Annotated in this window: 16 protein-coding genes; 6 read left to right on the top strand and 10 right to left on the bottom strand. The window is 33.7% G+C overall.

What is annotated here, in order from left to right:
* Positions 1-103 precede the first annotated feature (103 nt).
* The 3 genes from BMY39_RS00835 to BMY39_RS00845 all read right to left on the bottom strand — a co-directional run bounded on the left by BMY39_RS00835 (position 104) and on the right by BMY39_RS00845 (position 3,702).
* Complete coding sequence (locus BMY39_RS00835) at positions 104-619, bottom strand: gamma carbonic anhydrase family protein (protein ID WP_092574212.1); 516 nt, start codon at positions 617-619, stop codon at positions 104-106.
* A 75-nt stretch (positions 620-694) separates the two neighbouring features.
* Entirely contained in the window at positions 695-1,429 is a 735-nt protein-coding gene (locus BMY39_RS00840; protein WP_092574214.1) for a LytR/AlgR family response regulator transcription factor, read from the bottom strand.
* 104 nt (positions 1,430-1,533) lie between these two features.
* The gene (locus BMY39_RS00845; RefSeq protein WP_092574216.1) at positions 1,534-3,702 is read right to left on the bottom strand and encodes a histidine kinase; all 2,169 of its coding nucleotides are present in this window, start codon (positions 3,700-3,702) and stop codon (positions 1,534-1,536) included.
* 210 nt (positions 3,703-3,912) lie between these two features.
* Here BMY39_RS00845 and BMY39_RS00850 point away from each other — a divergent pair, with 210 nt between their 5' ends.
* Complete coding sequence (locus BMY39_RS00850; protein ID WP_092574218.1) at positions 3,913-5,067, top strand: vWA domain-containing protein; 1,155 nt, start codon at positions 3,913-3,915, stop codon at positions 5,065-5,067.
* Between the two features lie 39 nt (positions 5,068-5,106).
* On the opposite strand, the gene BMY39_RS00855 is transcribed toward BMY39_RS00850, so the two are convergent.
* On the bottom strand, positions 5,107-6,111 hold the full coding sequence (locus BMY39_RS00855) for a PorP/SprF family type IX secretion system membrane protein (protein WP_092574220.1): 1,005 nt from the start codon (positions 6,109-6,111) through the stop codon (positions 5,107-5,109).
* 138 nt (positions 6,112-6,249) lie between these two features.
* On the opposite strand from BMY39_RS00855, the gene BMY39_RS00860 reads away from it, so the two are divergent.
* The 5 genes from BMY39_RS00860 to BMY39_RS00880 all read left to right on the top strand — a co-directional run bounded on the left by BMY39_RS00860 (position 6,250) and on the right by BMY39_RS00880 (position 10,860).
* Positions 6,250-7,155, top strand: coding sequence for a NifU family protein (locus BMY39_RS00860; protein WP_092574222.1), 906 nt, complete (start codon positions 6,250-6,252; stop codon positions 7,153-7,155).
* A 72-nt stretch (positions 7,156-7,227) separates the two neighbouring features.
* Positions 7,228-7,428 (top strand): dodecin family protein, encoded by a 201-nt coding sequence (locus BMY39_RS00865; RefSeq protein WP_092574224.1) that lies wholly within the window; start codon positions 7,228-7,230, stop codon positions 7,426-7,428.
* Positions 7,429-7,504: 76 nt separating this feature from the next.
* On the top strand, positions 7,505-9,610 hold the full coding sequence (locus BMY39_RS00870; protein ID WP_092574226.1) for a thioredoxin domain-containing protein: 2,106 nt from the start codon (positions 7,505-7,507) through the stop codon (positions 9,608-9,610).
* On the top strand, positions 9,607-9,969 hold the full coding sequence (locus tag BMY39_RS00875) for a DUF1304 domain-containing protein (RefSeq protein WP_092574228.1): 363 nt from the start codon (positions 9,607-9,609) through the stop codon (positions 9,967-9,969). Before BMY39_RS00870 ends, BMY39_RS00875 begins: the two co-directional genes overlap by 4 nt.
* Positions 9,970-10,044: 75 nt before the next feature.
* A complete protein-coding gene (locus tag BMY39_RS00880; protein WP_092574230.1) occupies positions 10,045-10,860 on the top strand; it encodes a mechanosensitive ion channel family protein in 816 nt (271 codons plus the stop codon).
* Here the strand turns inward: BMY39_RS00880 and tsaB are convergent.
* Genes tsaB through BMY39_RS00910 form a run of 6 tightly spaced genes read right to left on the bottom strand, consistent with a single transcriptional unit; the run spans position 10,857 to position 17,159 of the window.
* Positions 10,857-11,528 carry a tRNA (adenosine(37)-N6)-threonylcarbamoyltransferase complex dimerization subunit type 1 TsaB gene (gene tsaB, locus BMY39_RS00885; RefSeq protein WP_092574232.1) on the bottom strand — a complete coding sequence of 224 codons (672 nt, stop codon included), beginning with the start codon at positions 11,526-11,528 and terminating at the stop codon, positions 10,857-10,859. The genes BMY39_RS00880 and tsaB overlap by 4 nt on opposite strands.
* Position 11,529: 1 nt before the next feature.
* On the bottom strand, positions 11,530-12,861 hold the full coding sequence (locus BMY39_RS00890; RefSeq protein WP_092574235.1) for a TolC family protein: 1,332 nt from the start codon (positions 12,859-12,861) through the stop codon (positions 11,530-11,532).
* A 16-nt stretch (positions 12,862-12,877) separates the two neighbouring features.
* A complete protein-coding gene (locus BMY39_RS00895; protein ID WP_092574241.1) occupies positions 12,878-13,978 on the bottom strand; it encodes an efflux RND transporter periplasmic adaptor subunit in 1,101 nt (366 codons plus the stop codon).
* A 12-nt stretch (positions 13,979-13,990) separates the two neighbouring features.
* Entirely contained in the window at positions 13,991-15,232 is a 1,242-nt protein-coding gene (locus BMY39_RS00900; protein WP_177176512.1) for an ABC transporter permease, read from the bottom strand.
* Entirely contained in the window at positions 15,233-16,465 is a 1,233-nt protein-coding gene (locus BMY39_RS00905) for an ABC transporter permease (protein WP_092574247.1), read from the bottom strand.
* The gene (locus BMY39_RS00910) at positions 16,458-17,159 is read right to left on the bottom strand and encodes an ABC transporter ATP-binding protein (protein WP_092574252.1); all 702 of its coding nucleotides are present in this window, start codon (positions 17,157-17,159) and stop codon (positions 16,458-16,460) included. Before BMY39_RS00910 ends, BMY39_RS00905 begins: the two co-directional genes overlap by 8 nt.
* Between the last annotated feature and the right edge of the window lie 95 nt (positions 17,160-17,254).

The following is a 17,254-nucleotide window of genomic DNA, read 5'->3' on the forward strand; positions in this document are numbered from 1 at the left end:
AGCTCTTTTTGTGTTGTTGCACCTATGCAACACAAAAAAGCGACTGCCGAAAGCCCGACCACTTGCACTGAGCTTGTCGAAGTGTTGTGGTAACGCCCACATACTATTCTTTAAACCAGCTTGAATACTTGATATAAGCGTCTGCAATTCGGTTAATTTCACCTGAAATGAGTTCTTCACTTATATCTTTGATTTTTTTTGCGGGTACACCTGCATAAATAGAGCCAGACGTAACAATGGTGTTTTTTGGCACTACGGCACCAGCAGCAATAATACAGTTAGATTCTACAACACAACCATCCATAATAATACTGCCCATACCTACCAAAACATTATCATGAATGGTACATCCGTGCACTAATGCATTATGCCCAATAGATACATTATTCCCAATTGTGGTAGGCGCCGTTTTATAGGTGCCATGTATTACCGCACCGTCTTGAACGTTTACCTTATTACCCATTTTTATGAAGTTGACATCGCCGCGAACTACGGCACTAAACCATATACTGCATTGATTTCCCATAGTGACATCGCCAATTATAGTAGCGTTTTCAGCAATAAAGCAATCGCTTGGTATTTGTGGAGTTTTTCCTCTTACGGTTTGAATTACTGGCATGTTATATTGACTATTTTCTGTTGATTATTTTTTTATTTGAGATTCTTCGATCATTACTTCCTCTGAATGACAAACTTATTTAAAATAAGACAACAAATCGGCTTTTTTTGAAGCAGACACCATAATTTCCTTTCCGTTACTTAATACTACGCTTCCGCCTTTTCCTTTTTGATATTTTACCACTTCATTTACATTAACCAAATACGATTTATGTACCCGGGCAAAACTAGCGTCTCGCAACGCTTCTTCAAAATACTTCAAGGTTTTGCTTACTATTTTTCTCTTGTTATTATTTAAATAAATTTCGGTGTAATTGTCATCTGCTTTGCAATACAAAATATCAGCAGTATTTAAAACTTCGAATCCGCTTTGTTGTGGAATTGTTATTTTCCCATCTACTCCTGATGTTTTTGCTACCAAAACTTCATCTTGTAATGTATTTTCTTTTATTTTAATATCAGTTACATAATCCACAGCTTTTATTAATTCATCTATAGAAATAGGTTTCATTAAATAGTAAGATGCATGCGCATTTAAGGCGTCGATGGCATAATGATTATATGCTGTAACAAAAATAGTTTCAAAACTTGCATCACCCACTTTTTCGAGTAAATCGAAAGCATTGCCATAAGGCATTTCTACATCTAGAAACACCAAATCTAAATTGTTATTTCTAATTAAAACCAAAGCTTCGTCAACATTAGCTGCTTCTCCCAAAATGTTAACGTTTGGGCAATATTTTTGTAGATAATTTTTTAGTATTTGCCTACTGGTTTCCTCGTCTTCTACTATGATTGATGCTAGTTTCATCTATGGTATTATTACTTATTTTTCATTTTATTATTCATTACTCACTCAATAATTATAGAAACAACTGAGTAAGAGTTCCCTCCTTTGGTGGGTTAGGGAGGCCTCTAATCCTTTTTAAGAGTTACTATCACTTTAGTTCCCACGTCTTCTTCATCTTGAAAATCATCAACAAACACATCTACTTTGTCTTTATACATGTCGTTTAAAATAGCTACACGTTTTTTAATATTCCCCATACCTTTTGAGTTCTGCTTCTTTTGGTTTTCTGTTTTAAGTGCTTTTGATTTTTTACGTCCAATACCATCATCGGTAATCGTGATTTTTATTTCATTCTCGTTTTCTTGAGAAATATTAATAGTAAGATGCCCTTTTTCTCTTTTGTAGCGCAACCCATGCCACACCGCGTTTTCAATATAAGGTTGTAATAACATTGGCGGAATTACAAAATCGGCTACCCTTATTTTGTCATCTACATGAATGGCGTAATCAAACTTATCTTTAAATCTAAAATGCTCTAATTGCGTATATAACTGCAACAATTCGATTTCTTTTTCTAACGGAATAAAATCTTCTTCACTATTCTCTAAAACAGCGCGCATTAGTTTAGAAAAATCGGTTAAATATTTATTCGCTGTTCTTTCATCATTGGATGCAATAAAGCTGTTTACAGAGTTTAAGGCATTAAAAATAAAATGCGGATTCATTTGACTACGTAACGATTTTAAAGCCAGCAAATTATTAGCCAAACGTTGCTGACGAATGTATTTGTACATTAAAAATGCTACTAAAAGCAATAAAAACAGTCCTCCCATAAGCGAGTAAATAATTACTTTTTGACGTTTAGATTGCTCTACCGTTAATTGGTATTGGCTCTCTGAAAGTTCACGATCGCTCTCTAAACTAGTAATCCTATTTTGTTTTGTGTTTAAATCTTTCCTGAAACGCGTTATTTGAGATATCTCCTGCTCTTTTTTTCTGTATAATTTATCTACCACATCTACATACTCTTGGTAAGCCGCTAATGCTTTTGTGAAATCTCCAGTGGTTCTATAAACTTCCGATAATTTTCTCGTGGCGTCTTTTTGAACCACCAGGTCTTCTTTAGTTTCAGCTTCTTCAATACTTTCTTCAAGGAAATTAATAGCATTCCCAAAGTCCTTTTGTTGTAAATAAGCATTCCCTATCTTATATTTTTGCTTTTGCGATGTGAGCGCACTTTCATTATTTGGTACTGAATCTGTTTCTATCTCAATATCATTAATATCATTTAAGGCTTGTTTTCTTAATTCAATTTCATCTGAAAAATTATTTACTTTATTTTGAAAATCGGCCACTTTCACCTTCTCTTCTACCGCTCTCTTCTTATTTTGCGTACTGGCCAATTTTAGCGATTTATCAAAATACACTTCGGCCTCCACTACTTCACCCTTGCTACTGTATACTTCAGCAATTTTAGAATTTAAATCGGTAATTTTTGGAGCTATTAAATGTTTTTGTGAAATCTCCAACCCGCTATTATACGCTCCGAGGGACCTGTCGAATGCACCAGTGCTTTTATAAACATCGCCTAAACCTTCATAAAGCTTTACCAATTGATAATTAGACAATGTGCTTTTATCAACATTGTTATATTCTTGGATACTCTCCTGGTAATTTTCGTTTAAACGATAAGCCTTTGCCAATTTTAAACGTGTTTCATTACTATTTTTACTTTGTAAGCTAATGCGGTAATTAGAAATGGCTAAATCGAACTGTTCCCAATACATATAGATATCGCCAAGTACTTCGTAAGCATCACCATTTTCCTTTTTTGAAGTGCTTGCTTCCAAAGCATCAGCTACAAACTGAATACTCTTCTTAGCATCTTTTTTAAGGTACGCTTCAGCAGAATCGATGTACCAATTAAATTGGGATTCGCTACGACTTTTATAGCGCTTAAACTTTGTGGTTTCTGTATTTGGTTCTACCTGAACCGTAATACGCTCATTACTTTGAATAGTATAATAAATGGTTTCAAAATCTTTATGCCTAATAGTAAGTTGGTCTCCTTTTCTGGCTTCAATTCTAAACGCTCCAAAAATATCTGTTGTGGTATACTGGCCTCCATTTATTTGAATATTTACATTAGGGATAGGGTTTCGCGTATCCTGCTCTATCACAGAACCACGCACTGTAAATCTTTGAGAATTATCTAGAATATTATTTTGTGCATTTAGGTTTACCCCAATAAACACAAGCAATAAAAACGATATGTATTTAAAATAAAATTGCATATATTATTTTACAATAGCTAAACTTACGCACTTTCGTTGGCATAATAAAATTGCACTCTTTCAAAAAAAGACTTTTCACCATCAAAATATCCTGTTTCACATAATTTACTGCTTGATTCGCTCATTCAAAACAGTGACTCACTCATTATGCCTTTTTTAAAATATACTTTGGAAATAGATTTACAGCATTAATCAAAAAACAAAAAAATCATGAAATCAGTATTTAAAATTTTAGTGATATGTATTGCTGTTATTAGCGTTACCGTATGTAACGCTAATAACAAAACACCAAATCTTGCAATAACTACTTTAGTAAACACTAATTCCGAACCTAATAAGCAATTTATAAAAGTTGCACTATTATTAGACACCAGTAATAGTATGGATGGGTTGATAGACCAAGCCAAAGCCCAACTTTGGGAAATTGTCAACGAATTGTCTTATGCTAAATGCGATAATAACAAACCAAATCTGCAAATAGCATTATATGAATATGGCAATGATAGATTAAATAACAAAGAAGGTTACATCAGGCAAGTTTTAGCCTTTAGCAATGACTTAGATGAAATTTCTAAAGAACTATTTTCTTTGACCACTAATGGCGGTAATGAGTATTGCGGACAGGTGATACAAACCTCATTAAATCAATTAAATTGGGGCAGTAATCCCGATGATTTAAAACTCATTTTCATTGCCGGCAACGAACCCTTTACTCAAGGCAAAGTAAACTACAAAGATGCTGCAACTAATGCTAAAGAAAAGGATGTAACGGTAAATACTATTTTTTGTGGTGATTATCATCAAGGAATTTCTACCTTTTGGAAAAAAGGCGCAGATTTAACCCAAGGCAATTACATGGCAATAAACCATAACAAGGCCACTGTTCATGTCGCATCACCTTATGATGACCAAATTCTTCAACTAAACGTAAAATTGAATAAAACTTATGTTGCATATGGACAAAGAGGTAAAGAAAAACGAATGATGCAAGCAGAACAGGACATGAATGCCAGTGGTTACAGTAAAGCCAATGCCGTAAGTAGAACCGTAAGTAAAAGTTCTCATTTATACAAAAACGCTACTTGGGATTTGGTTGACGCTATTGAAGAAGAAAAAATTAACGTAGAAGACCTTGAAAACGAGGCCCTTCCCGAGGCCTTAAAAAACAAATCTCCACGAGAGATAAAAGCTTATGTTGCGAACATGCAGCAAGAGCGTAAAACTATTCAAAAGCAAATTCTAGAACTAAATGAAAAACGCAAAACGTATATTTCAGAGAAAGCGAAAGATACTGAAAACGGTTTGGAAAATGCTATGACTACAGCTATAAAAACACAAGCTAAAAAGAAAAAGTATACTTGGTAATAAACACTTAAGAAGTCTGGATCTCTTTCAGGCTTCTTTTTAATTCACCGCAGGGCACTTACAATCATAGCGTTCTCTTCTACAATTAAAATTATAGCCTAGAGTAAGCTGGTGAAACCCACCGTTTGTAAAGACTACTGAGTTGGTTTGATATGTATACGTATAGGCAAACATAAACTGATTGTAGTTTACGCCAACTATAGGCGTAATTTGTTGCAGCTTTTGGCTACTTACACCTCCGGAATTGTTTAAAAACTCAGCACCATCTAAACTTTGACGGTATGACAAACCGCCCCAAAGCGTTCCAAATTCCATCTGTTTATAAGCTTTCGCGTTGAAATCTACCATAGATTCTTGGGTACCATCTCTGTATTGAAACATTATTGAAGGTTCAAAACTCCAGTCGCTACCTAATTTTCCAAAAACTCCACCTACTGATAATAAATAACGTCTCAAATTACTAGTAATTTGTATGTCGTTGTTTATGCCTTCGTTTTTAAGCACATTTTTTATCGTACCGTGAGCATAATAATCTAAATAATGGTAAGAAAACCCGAAATCTATATTAAAATTGGTTGCGCTCTGCACTACACCTTGCACTATAGGATCCTGTCCGTCAAAAGGAAAAGTGGTTTCGTCTAATTGATATTGAATAAATCCTGCACTTAGCCCAAAGGATAACATATTTAAATCAACCTCACTTCTTGAGAACATCAAATGGTGGGCATAGGTTAAATACGCTCCTGTTTGTGAGTGATAACCGTTTTTATCAGCATACAATATACCTCCAATACCAGAAGGAGAATCTCCAATACGACCATTAACACTCAGTGTCATTAAACGTGGCGCGTCTTCATGCCCAAACCATTGTTGTCTTCCGGTTAATCGTACTTTGGCACAATTAGCTGCTCCAGCCATAGATGGATGGATTAGGTAATAATTATCCGTTAAATAGTCAGTATAAATAGGGAGTCCTTCTTGAGCATTAATGCTTGAAATGCATAACATTCCAACCAGTAATAAAAAAGTATATTTCAATTTCATAGGTTACATTATCAAGGTAAACTGGTGTTTAGTTAACGTTTGTTTTGATGAAAAATTACATAAAGAAAACAATTAACTAAACTCAAATATATGCATAACTAGGTTTTCTTTTAGTATTTTTGCTAAAAAATAGCTAAAATGAGTAATTTAAAGGTTTCTGTGCAAGAAACAGCAAATAATAGCATTGTAAAATTCGAAGTTGACCAATTTATTACAAAGCATCAAAGCTTTGAATTTAACAATATAGACGAAGCAACCGCTTCCCCTTTAGCACAACAATTATTTTACTTGCCTTTTGTAAAAAAGGTGTACATCTCCGGGAATTTTATAGCAGTAGAACGCTACAACATTGTTGAATGGCAAGATGTACAAGATGAAGTAGCACAACAAATTGAGGCTTATTTAAATGACGGTGGTATTGTTATTGCTGAAAATGCAACACCTAAAAAACAAACACCCGTTACAATATATGCAGAAGCTACACCAAACCCTGCCGTAATGAAGTTTGTAGCGAATAAAAAAATTGTAACGGCAACTTTTGAGTTTACTTCTATCGATGAAGCAAAACTTTCCCCATTAGCTTCAGAGCTTTTTCATTTTCCTTTTGTAAAAAGTGTTTTTGTTGAAGAAAATTACGTTTCGGTAACAAAATACGACATGGCCGAATGGCAAGATATTACTGTTGAAGTTCGTGATTTTATAAGAAACTTTATAGCCGATGGTAAAGAGGTTGTACTTCCTGAAGCTGCAGAAAAAATGAAAACCTCAACACCTCAGCTTGATAAAAAATTTGAGGCTTTAGATGATGTTTCAAAAGAAATTGTAAATATTTTAGAAGAATACGTTAAGCCCGCAGTAGCAAGCGATGGTGGGAATATTCAATTTATGGGATACGATGCTAACCAAAAAAGTGTAAGTGTTATGTTGCAAGGTGCTTGTAGTGGTTGTCCGTCTTCAACTTTTACACTTAAAAACGGAATAGAAAACATGCTAAAACAAATGCTCCCAGGTAAAATAGAAACCGTAGAGGCAATAAATGGTTAACTTTTATACGATTGATTTAAAAAATTAGTAACTTTAGAAGTATCGGTAACTATTAATTTAAAACTTAAAATCATGGCAGTATTAAAAGTAATTGAAATTTTAGCGAACTCAGAAAAAAGTTGGGAAGATGCTACTAAAAAAGCTGTTGCTGAAGCAGCAAAAAGCGTAAAAAACATCCGTTCGGTTTATGTTAAAGAACAAAGTGCTAGCGTTAGTGGTGGTGAGATTTCAGATTTTAGAGTTAACGTGAAAATCACTTTTGAAGTCAAGTAAACTCTAAGAATTTAGACCTTAAGCGTTCAAAACTTGAACGCTTTTTTTTGCCCTTTCTTTTAACTAACTTTGATAAATGAAGTACAGTGCACTACTAATTTTGATTATGCTTATGAGCTGTAAAGATCAAAATAATAAGACAAATGATCAGCATATATACACCAACGCTTTAGTTCATGAAACTAGCCCTTATCTATTGCAACACGCACACAATCCTGTAGATTGGTACGCTTGGAACGATGCAACATTAGAAAAAGCAAAAAAAGAGAACAAATTAATGCTCATTAGTGTTGGCTACTCTTCTTGCCACTGGTGCCATGTTATGGAGCATGAAAGTTTTGAAGATAGCCTGGTTGCACAAGTAATGAACGATAATTTCGTAAACATTAAAGTAGATAGAGAGGAACGCCCTGATGTTGACCAAGTGTATATGAATGCTGTGCAGTTAATGACAGGGAGAGGAGGTTGGCCTTTAAACGTTGTTACGCTTCCCGATGGAAGACCTATTTGGGGCGATACTTATTTAGAAAAAGAGCGCTGGATAAGTGTTTTAGAACAGATTTCCAGACTTTATAAAGAAAACCCAAGTAAACTCATAGAACAAGCCGAAAACGTTCAAAAGGGTATAAACTCAATTTCAGTAATTGAAGTAAATAACGACGCTCCTGTTTTTGAAAAAACGTTTATTTCTGAAGGTGTTGCTAAATGGTCTAAGCAATTCGACCATAAGTATGGCGGTATGAATCGTGAACCCAAATTTATGATGCCAAATAATTATCATTTTTTAATGAGGTATGCACATCAAACGAATGATAAAGAGTTACTCGATTTTGTAAATTTAACGCTGACAAAAATAGCCTATGGCGGTATTTACGATCATGTAGGTGGCGGGTTTTCAAGATACTCGGTTGATGGCAAATGGCATGTGCCACACTTTGAAAAAATGCTTTATGATAATGCACAATTGGTTAGCTTGTATTCCGATGCTTATTTACTCACTAAAAACACACTATATAAAGAAGTTGTTGAAGAAACATTAGATTTTATAAAGAATGAAATGACTACTTCAGAAGGGGCATTTTATGCTTCTTTTGATGCAGATAGTGATAATACTGAAGGAGAACTAGAAGAAGGAGCATTCTATGTTTGGCAAAAAGAAGAACTGAAAGCGTTACTAAAAGAGAATTTTGATTTGTTTTCAGATTATTATAATATAAATGAAAATGGCTTATGGGAAAAAGGCAACTATGTGTTGATTAGAAAAAATGATGATAATTCTATTCTAAAAAAATATGAAATTTCTCAAAACATATTAGATGAAAAGAAAACCAAATGGAAGTCTATTTTAAAAGACGCTCGAAGTAAAAGACCAAAACCTAGAATGGATGATAAAGCATTAACTTCTTGGAATGGCTTAATGCTAAAAGCGTATGTAGATGCTTATCGCGTTTTTCAAAATATAACGTATTTAAATGCCGCCGAAAGCAATGCAAATTTTATTAAATCTAAAGTTTTACGAGAAGATGGCGGATTAAACCGCACGTATAAAAAAGGTGTAAGTAAAATTAATGGGTATTTAGAAGATTATGCTACAGTAATTGATGCGTTTATAGCGCTTTATGAGGTTACCTTAAATGAAAGTTGGCTCAACACAGCAAGAGATCTAACTAATTATACATTCGAACATTTTTATGATGAAAAAAGCAATCTGTTTTTTTACACATCGAATGAAGATGCTTCATTAGTTTCAAGAAATATTGTGTATTATGATAATGTTATTCCTGGAAGCAACTCGATGATGGCCAAAAATCTATTTAAATTATACCACTATTTTGATGATAAACTTTTTGAATACTCGGCAACTACAATGCTGAACACCATGAAACCAGAAATGCTTGAATACCCAACGTCTTTTTCTAATTGGTTCGATTTAATGCTAAATTATACCAATCCGTTTTACGAAGTTGCAATTTCAGGAACTGATGCCAAAGCAAAAATTTCAGAACTAAATCAACATTATATTCCGAATAAACTGATTGCTGGGAACACCTCTGAAAGCAATATGCCATTGCTAAAAAGTAGATACAACCCAAACCAAACTTTAATTTATGTTTGCGTAAATAAAGCTTGTAAACTTCCAGTTGTAGAAGTAGATAAAGCTATTAATCTATTACAACAATGACTACCTTTACCAAAATATTAATTGCATTTGTTGCTGTAGAACATTTTTACTTTTTAGTTTTAGAAATGTTTCTATGGACAACTAAAAAGGGCATTAAAACATTCGGTTTAAAGTCGAAGGAATTTTCTGAAGACACCAAAGTATTAGCAGCAAATCAAGGTTTGTATAATGGATTTTTAGCGGCTGGCTTATTATTTTCAATTATAGCTAATGACAGGAAAACAGCCATATTTTTTCTTATCTGTGTGACGATTGCTGGTGTTTACGGGTCTTATTCTACAAAGCAAATAAAACTATTTGTAGTACAAGCAATTCCTGCTATTTTAGCACTTACTTCTACCTTATTTATAATTAATTAATCATTTTTTTACTATTAAAACACAATAAAACTTATGTTTTGTTTTTATCTTTCAACTTTAAAAAACTTATAAATTATGAATTTAGATAATATAGATGCTGAAAAATGGCTTGAACTAGCAACCACTTATGGCCTTAAGATTCTTGGAGCCATTGTTATTTGGATTGTGGGGTCCTGGGTTATTAAAAAAATTATTAAAGGGACAAAAAAAATAATGACCAGCCGAAATCATGATGAAAGCCTTCAAAAATTCTTAACCAATCTTTTAGGTTGGGTTTTAAAAATTGTTTTAATCATTGTTGTTTTAGGTACAATTGGTGTTGAAACCACATCTTTTGCAGCAATAATTGCTGCTGCTGGTTTAGCCATAGGTTTAGCGCTACAGGGCTCTCTTGGTAATTTTGCAGGTGGTGTTTTAATTATGATTTTTAAACCATTTAAAATTGGCGACCTAATTGAAGCTCAAGGTGAAATTGGTGTTGTTAAGGAGATTGAAATTTTTACTACTAAATTAACCGGTTTATCCAATAAAGAAATAATTATTCCCAATGGTTCATTATCTAACGGAAATATTATCAACTATACGACTGAGGGCACGCGTCGTGTAGATTTAGTTTACGGGGTAAGTTATGATGCAGATATTAAACAAACTAAAGAGGTTATCATGGAAGTTCTAACCGCTCATCCTAAAGTACTAAAAGATCCGGCACCAGCTGTGACAGTTTTAGAACTTGCCGACAGTTCTATTAATTTTGCAACAAGACCATGGTGTAACAGTGAAGACTACTGGACTGTTTATTTTGACGTTACCGAAAACGTAAAAATAGCACTTGACAAAGCAGGAATAGAAATTCCTTATCCACACCAAGTAGAAATACAAAAGAAAGGTTAAGTTTTAGGCTTTATAGCTACAAAATCTTTCAAGTAATAAGGTTCAAAATAAGCGACATCTTCTATGTCGCTTATTTTATATTTATAGTATGCCAACATAGCCATTTCATTTGCAGAGGGTAATTTGTTTTCAATGTATATCGCATTTGGATGATGAATTGTTTGCTTTGTTTTCTCAACACCATTACCAATAAAATACGTTTTTCCTTTGTTTAAAAAGTCTATAAAAGACGTTTCGTCTAAAACTTCTGCCTTTGTATCACGTATTTGATTGTAATTTGAATCAAAAATCGCAGAATACACTTCCATACGTCGTGCATCAAGCATTGCCACAATCACACCATCCTTACAGGAAACTTGATGTGCTAAAACATCTAGAGTAGGCACAGAGATAAGTGGTTTGTTTAACGCAAAGGCCAACCCCTTAGCTGCTGACACCCCAATACGTAGCCCTGTATAAGAGCCAGGGCCTTTACTTATGGCAATCGCATCAATTTGTGAACGAGAAATCTTTACTTCTCTTAGAACATCATCAATAAAAACATGCAACTTTTCGGCGTGTGAATATCCGTTTCTCGCATCTTCTTTTAATGATACTATTTTCCCGTAATGAGATAAACTAACAGAACAATTAGTTGTAGCAGTTTCTAGATTGAGTATATAAGACAAATTAATTAGTTAAAGGTTTTCCCATGTAAAAGTCTAAAACTTTTGTCTTAAAAACAAAATCATATTTTGCGTTGATTAATGCAGACTCCGCATTTATAAAACGCACCCTAGACTGCTCTAATTCAAAGGCATTCATTACACCAATACTGTAACGATTTTGTGCATTCTCAAAAGCTAAGTTTTGAGATTTCATTGACTTTTCGGCTGCAACGAACGCTTTAAATGCCGCTTGTGCATCGGTATAAGCACGTTGAATATTCGACTCTAAATCTACTTTGGTTCTTTCTAAGCCTAACTTCGAGTTTTCCTCTTGTATCCTCGCTCGAGCTACAGCTGTTTTATTTTGATATCTAGAAAATATAGGAATTCCCAAATTCAAGGTAAAAGCATGGGCTTTCTGGTTATCTAACTGTGCTAATAAATCTTGCTCGTTGTCTAATACATTGGTGAAAAAAGCGTTTGATCCAAAACCATAGTTAAATGTTAACGATGGATAATATCCAGACTTCGAAATTTCAGTGCCTAATTCTGCATTTTCAATTCGCTTTTCTGCAACTTTTATTTCAACCCTATTTTCAAAAGCATAATCAATAATAGGGTTTACGTTATTATACAACAAAGCTTCCGAAGGACTATTTATCTCAACAATTTCAATATCAAAATTTTCAAAAGGTAACTGTAATAATTGAGATAACGTGAGTAGTGAAAGGTTAAAATTATTTTCAGCGATGGTTAAATTTTGTTCATCAGTACTAAATGTTGCTTCTGCATCGTAAATATTAACTTGTGGTTGGGTACCGGCATCAACCAACTCTTTTACTTGGTCTACCTGCTTTTTAGAAAACTCATACTGTGCTTTTGCCGTTTCTAAGCGTTCTCTATTAAATAGTACGTTAAGGTAAGTGTTTACAACATTTAATGAGATATCGTCTTTAATTCGGTTTAACTCTAACTTACTTGTTTCAAGATTTAACTGCGACTGTTTATATAGGTTTGTAAGCCTAAAACCATTAAAAATCGTCTGATTCGCACTTACACCTATACTTGTACTGTTATCAGTTCTATCTACAAACTGCCCTGGAAAGAGCTCTCTGTTACCAATAGATAAGTTGTGTCTAATATTTCCATTTACCGAAGGTAGAAACTGTCCTTTAGCTTCCAAGAGATCTTGTTCATTTAGAAGAATTGTATTCTCATTTTGAGAAACTGTGATATTATTCTCTAAAGCATAATTTACACACTCTTGAAGCGTCCATTTTTTCTGTTGGGAAAACCCCAGAACACTAACAAGGCATATGCCTAAAAAGATTCTATTTTTGAATTGATACATCATTTTAATTATCTTTTTCTTAATCGTTAGAAGCCTTGTTCCAAACTTTAATTTTGTCTGTTTCCTTTATGCCATCAAGAACTTCAATATTAATACCATCTGATAAACCTAGCTTAATATCTTTCTTAGCAAAAGTATTGTCGGCTTGCAGAATCTCGACATATGGTTTTTCGGTAATTCTATCAAAACGAACTAAAGATTCCTTTATACTAAAAATACTGTCTTTACTGGCGAGATCAATCTCTGCATTGGCACTATATCCTGCTCTAATCTTATCGGTTATATCAATATTAACATCGCCTTTAATAGTAAACTGCACTGCACCGGCATTATCCGAAATCCCTTTTGGCGCTATGAACGTAAGTTTTGCTGGAAGTTTCTTTTCATCAAGTGCCCCAATAACGATATTAATTGGCTGTCCTTCATTTAATTTACCTACCTCAGATTCATCAACAGTGCCCTCAAAAATCATATTACTCATATTAGCAATGGTAGCTATGGTAGTTCCTGCATTGAAGTTATTACTTTGTATAACTTGATCACCTATTCGAACAGGAATTTCCAGTACAGTTCCAGAAATCTGCGCTATAATATTTGTATTTGCAGAATTACCTCCAGATACTGACCCCTCCTTAATTATCTGGTAGTCATTCTGGGCTTGTATTAAAGTTTCTTTCGCTTGATTAAATGATAACTCGCTACTTTCAAAATCCTGCATAGATATAACACCTTTATTATAAAGCAATTTATTTCTATTAAAAAGTGTATTGGCATTATCAAACGATAATTTTGCACTATTCAATCTACTCCTAGCACTAACTAAAGACTGTTCATTAGGTACTACACGAATTGTAGCGATTAAATCCCCCTTATTCACTAAATCACCTTCTTCAACCGCAATAGTATTTACAATACCGGAAATTTGAGGTTTTAATTCAATCTCCTCTTCAGGATTTAAGCTTCCAGTGGCAACTATTTTCGTACTTATAGAAGTGTAAAAAGGCGTATTTGTATCAAAAACTTCAGGCGCTTTATTATTTGCTGTATAGAAATATTTTAACACCCAAAAAAATAATATGACTGTAACACCAATAAAAACGATTTTAATAACTTTTTTCATTTTATATATAATTTATTCTTCTCTTAATGCATCTATAGGTTTAACACTTGTTGCCTTAAAGGCAGGAATTAAACCTATTAAGGTACCTAATACAATTACAATTAACAGTGCTAAAAACACCATACCAATTGAAACAGAGGGATTACGCATAAAAGCATCTTCCCCTTGGGCAACAAAACTGTTTAACATTATTAAAATTAAACCACCACTTATAATTCCCAATAAACCGGAAATTAATGAAATGGCAACTGCTTCAACAATTATTTGTCTTTTAATCAGGTAAGGTGTAGCGCCCAATGCACGCCTTATCCCTATCTCGTTAGTGCGCTCTTTTACGGATATAAGCAAAATGCCTCCTATTGCAAAAACCCCCGCTATTAATGTGGCAATACCTACAAACCAGGTTAAAAATTGCATTCCTATTAAAAAGCCTCTGAATTGCTCAAATCTGTCCCCAAGATTAAATCCATTAAGCGCTCGGTTATCATCAGGGTGAATATTATGTATATTTTTAAGAAGTAATTTTACATCAGCATCTATCTGATTGATATCATATTCGGGTTTTCCAGTTATTGTTAGCAACGTAACATTATCCCCAAGGTTATATATTTGCTGAGCAGTTGTATAAGGTATATCAAAGTCTATTTGGGGTCCTCCCAAATTAACCACTTTATAAACACCTATAACGGTAAAGCTAACTTTATCTTCATTTAATAGTTTACCTATAGGGTTTTCGCCTTTTTCAAATAATTGCTTATATACATCCTCAGAAATAACAATTACTTTTTTTCGTTCATCAATATCATTTTGATTGATATATCGCCCCCATACCAAATCCTTCTTTCTTAAATTATCAGAAAACGGAAATTCACCTCTACCTGTGAAACTGCCTTTTAATGTTTTTCTATTGAGAGTTGTTTGGGTTTGTGCACTAGGTAATACATATTCAACACCATCAACATTCTCCTTGATTTTTTCTACATCACTTAGTCTAAGTTTAATGATTCTTCCCTCTTGGTATCCTTTAAAAGGAATAGTGGTTCTTCCACTAAATATAAAAACACTATTTGTGGCGTAATTTTGAAATCTAATATTAAAATTATTTTCTATTCCTTTTGCAGAACCCAATAAACCTATTAGTAAAAGGATACCCCACCAAACACCAACCATAGTTAAGACAGACCTTAGTTTATTCTTACTAAGGCTATCAAATATTTCTTGCCAGGTATCTTTTGCTAATAAAAATTTTATCATTTAACCATTTCTTAAGGCTATAATTGGTTTTATTTTTGCAGCTCTTTTTGCCGGCAAAAATCCTGCAAGGGCTCCCGCGATAACAAGCACTATAGTTGCACTAATAAGTATTGACGGATTTACACTTGGATCTGTAATAAAATATCGTTCTAAGCTAGACCCGACTGACTTTAGAACACCAACACCAATTAAAAGTCCAATATATCCTGTAAGTGTAGTAATTAATATAGATTCTAGTAAAATTATTGAAATAATTGCCCTTGGCGATGCTCCCAGTGCTTTACGTATACCAATTTCTTTCGTTCGTTCTTTTACAATAAAAATCATAATATTGCTAATCCCTAAAATACCCGCTATCAATGTTCCGAAACCAATAATGGGTATTAGCGCTGCCAAACCCGAAGAAATATTATCTAATCGTTTTTTAGCTGTAAGTACTCCATCGCTAATCCTAATACCACGTTGATCGTTTGGGGCAACATTAAACTTATTTTTTAAGTTAACAGTTAAATCTTTAACTAAAGCTAAAGCTTGATCTAAAGTTAATTCAGGGTTATATGTAATTGCAATATCCCCAATATCATCATTACCAAGATATAATCTTTGAATTGTGGTGTAAGGCACATAAATAATGCGTTCCTGACTATCACCGCCTCCATCAGAATAAACACCTACTACTTTATATTGAACGCCTTGTAGATTTAAATATTTACCAACTGCCGATTCATTTTGGAAAAGATCTTCCTCAACAAGTCTTCCTATAACACAAAACTTTTCTTTGCTTTCTATATCTTTTAAACTCACAAACCTACCTTGGATAACTTCGGCTTTCTCTATGTACTGATAATCTGGAGAAACGCCAATAACATTATAGGAGCCTTTTTGTTTTTTATATTTTAATTGGTAGTTTCTAGATATTCTGGTTGATACATACTCAATCTTTTCTCCAAATTCTTCTTTTAAATAATCTAAATCTTTACTTGTAGGCCGCACTTGCCTTCCTATTTGAAATCCGCCAAAAGGTTTTGATGTAGTGCCAAACCTAATGTTAACAGCATTTTCTGCAGTTCTTACAAAAAACTTCTCAAATGTGTTTTCCAGTCCATTAGCAATGCCAAAAAGAATAGTAAATAACATGATCGCAAAAGCAACAGTAAAGCCTGATAGTAAGGCCCTGATTCTATTCTTATTTATACTTTGAAATATTTCTCGCCAAAGGTCTATATCAAACATGTTGATTTGCTCTTACTTGCTTTATTTTTATGTCTTCCATAATAATCCCATCACGAAGCTTAACTATACGTTTACACATATTGGCGATATCTTCTTCATGGGTCACCATTAAAATAGTTTTGCCTTCATCATTTAATTGTTGAATGAAGGCCATGATTTCGTATGATGTTTTTGTATCCAGTGCACCTGTTGGCTCATCGGCTAGAAGCACTTTAGGATTAGCAGCCAAGGCTCTCGCGATAGCCACGCGCTGTTTTTGTCCTCCAGAAAGCTCTTTAGGTAAATGGTGTGCCCAATCCGTTAAACCAACTTTTTCTAAATGAAACATGGCTAACTCTTGACGCTTTTTTCGTTTAAGCCCTTGATAATATAATGGAAGAGCCACATTTTCTAGGGCATTTTTATAATTGATAAGATTGAAAGATTGAAAAATAAAACCTAAAAATTTGTTTCTGTAAACTGCGGCTTTTTTTTCAGTGAGGTTATCAATTGGTAAACCGTCTAAAATATACTCACCAGAGTCTGCCACATCCAACATACCAATTATATTTAACAAAGTTGATTTCCCTGAACCTGACGACCCCATAATAGCCACCATCTCCCCTTCTTCTACAGATAAATCTATACCTTTTAAAACATGTAAACTGGAGCCTCCTATTGAGTAAGACTTATGTAATGCATTGATTTTTAGCATCCTGTTTTGATTGAAGTGTTAAACTAAAAGATTTAACAAGGGTACTTTGTAATTAGACTATGAATACAAAGTAATGTTACAATACATCCTTAAAA

This window comes from Hyunsoonleella jejuensis (assembly GCF_900111025.1).
In the GTDB taxonomy this organism is placed as follows: domain Bacteria; phylum Bacteroidota; class Bacteroidia; order Flavobacteriales; family Flavobacteriaceae; genus Jejuia; species Jejuia jejuensis.

Coding starts and splice junctions, on each gene's coding strand:
- BMY39_RS00835 (WP_092574212.1), bottom strand. CDS start 619: ATGCCAGTAATTCAAACCGTAAGAGGAAAAACTCCACAAATACCAAGC.
- BMY39_RS00840 (WP_092574214.1), bottom strand. CDS start 1,429: ATGAAACTAGCATCAATCATAGTAGAAGACGAGGAAACCAGTAGGCAA.
- BMY39_RS00845 (WP_092574216.1), bottom strand. CDS start 3,702: ATGCAATTTTATTTTAAATACATATCGTTTTTATTGCTTGTGTTTATT.
- BMY39_RS00850 (WP_092574218.1), top strand. CDS start 3,913: ATGAAATCAGTATTTAAAATTTTAGTGATATGTATTGCTGTTATTAGC.
- BMY39_RS00855 (WP_092574220.1), bottom strand. CDS start 6,111: ATGAAATTGAAATATACTTTTTTATTACTGGTTGGAATGTTATGCATT.
- BMY39_RS00860 (WP_092574222.1), top strand. CDS start 6,250: ATGAGTAATTTAAAGGTTTCTGTGCAAGAAACAGCAAATAATAGCATT.
- BMY39_RS00865 (WP_092574224.1), top strand. CDS start 7,228: ATGGCAGTATTAAAAGTAATTGAAATTTTAGCGAACTCAGAAAAAAGT.
- BMY39_RS00870 (WP_092574226.1), top strand. CDS start 7,505: ATGAAGTACAGTGCACTACTAATTTTGATTATGCTTATGAGCTGTAAA.
- BMY39_RS00875 (WP_092574228.1), top strand. CDS start 9,607: ATGACTACCTTTACCAAAATATTAATTGCATTTGTTGCTGTAGAACAT.
- BMY39_RS00880 (WP_092574230.1), top strand. CDS start 10,045: ATGAATTTAGATAATATAGATGCTGAAAAATGGCTTGAACTAGCAACC.
- BMY39_RS00890 (WP_092574235.1), bottom strand. CDS start 12,861: ATGATGTATCAATTCAAAAATAGAATCTTTTTAGGCATATGCCTTGTT.
- BMY39_RS00895 (WP_092574241.1), bottom strand. CDS start 13,978: ATGAAAAAAGTTATTAAAATCGTTTTTATTGGTGTTACAGTCATATTA.
- BMY39_RS00900 (WP_177176512.1), bottom strand. CDS start 15,232: ATGATAAAATTTTTATTAGCAAAAGATACCTGGCAAGAAATATTTGAT.
- BMY39_RS00905 (WP_092574247.1), bottom strand. CDS start 16,465: ATGTTTGATATAGACCTTTGGCGAGAAATATTTCAAAGTATAAATAAG.
- BMY39_RS00910 (WP_092574252.1), bottom strand. CDS start 17,159: ATGCTAAAAATCAATGCATTACATAAGTCTTACTCAATAGGAGGCTCC.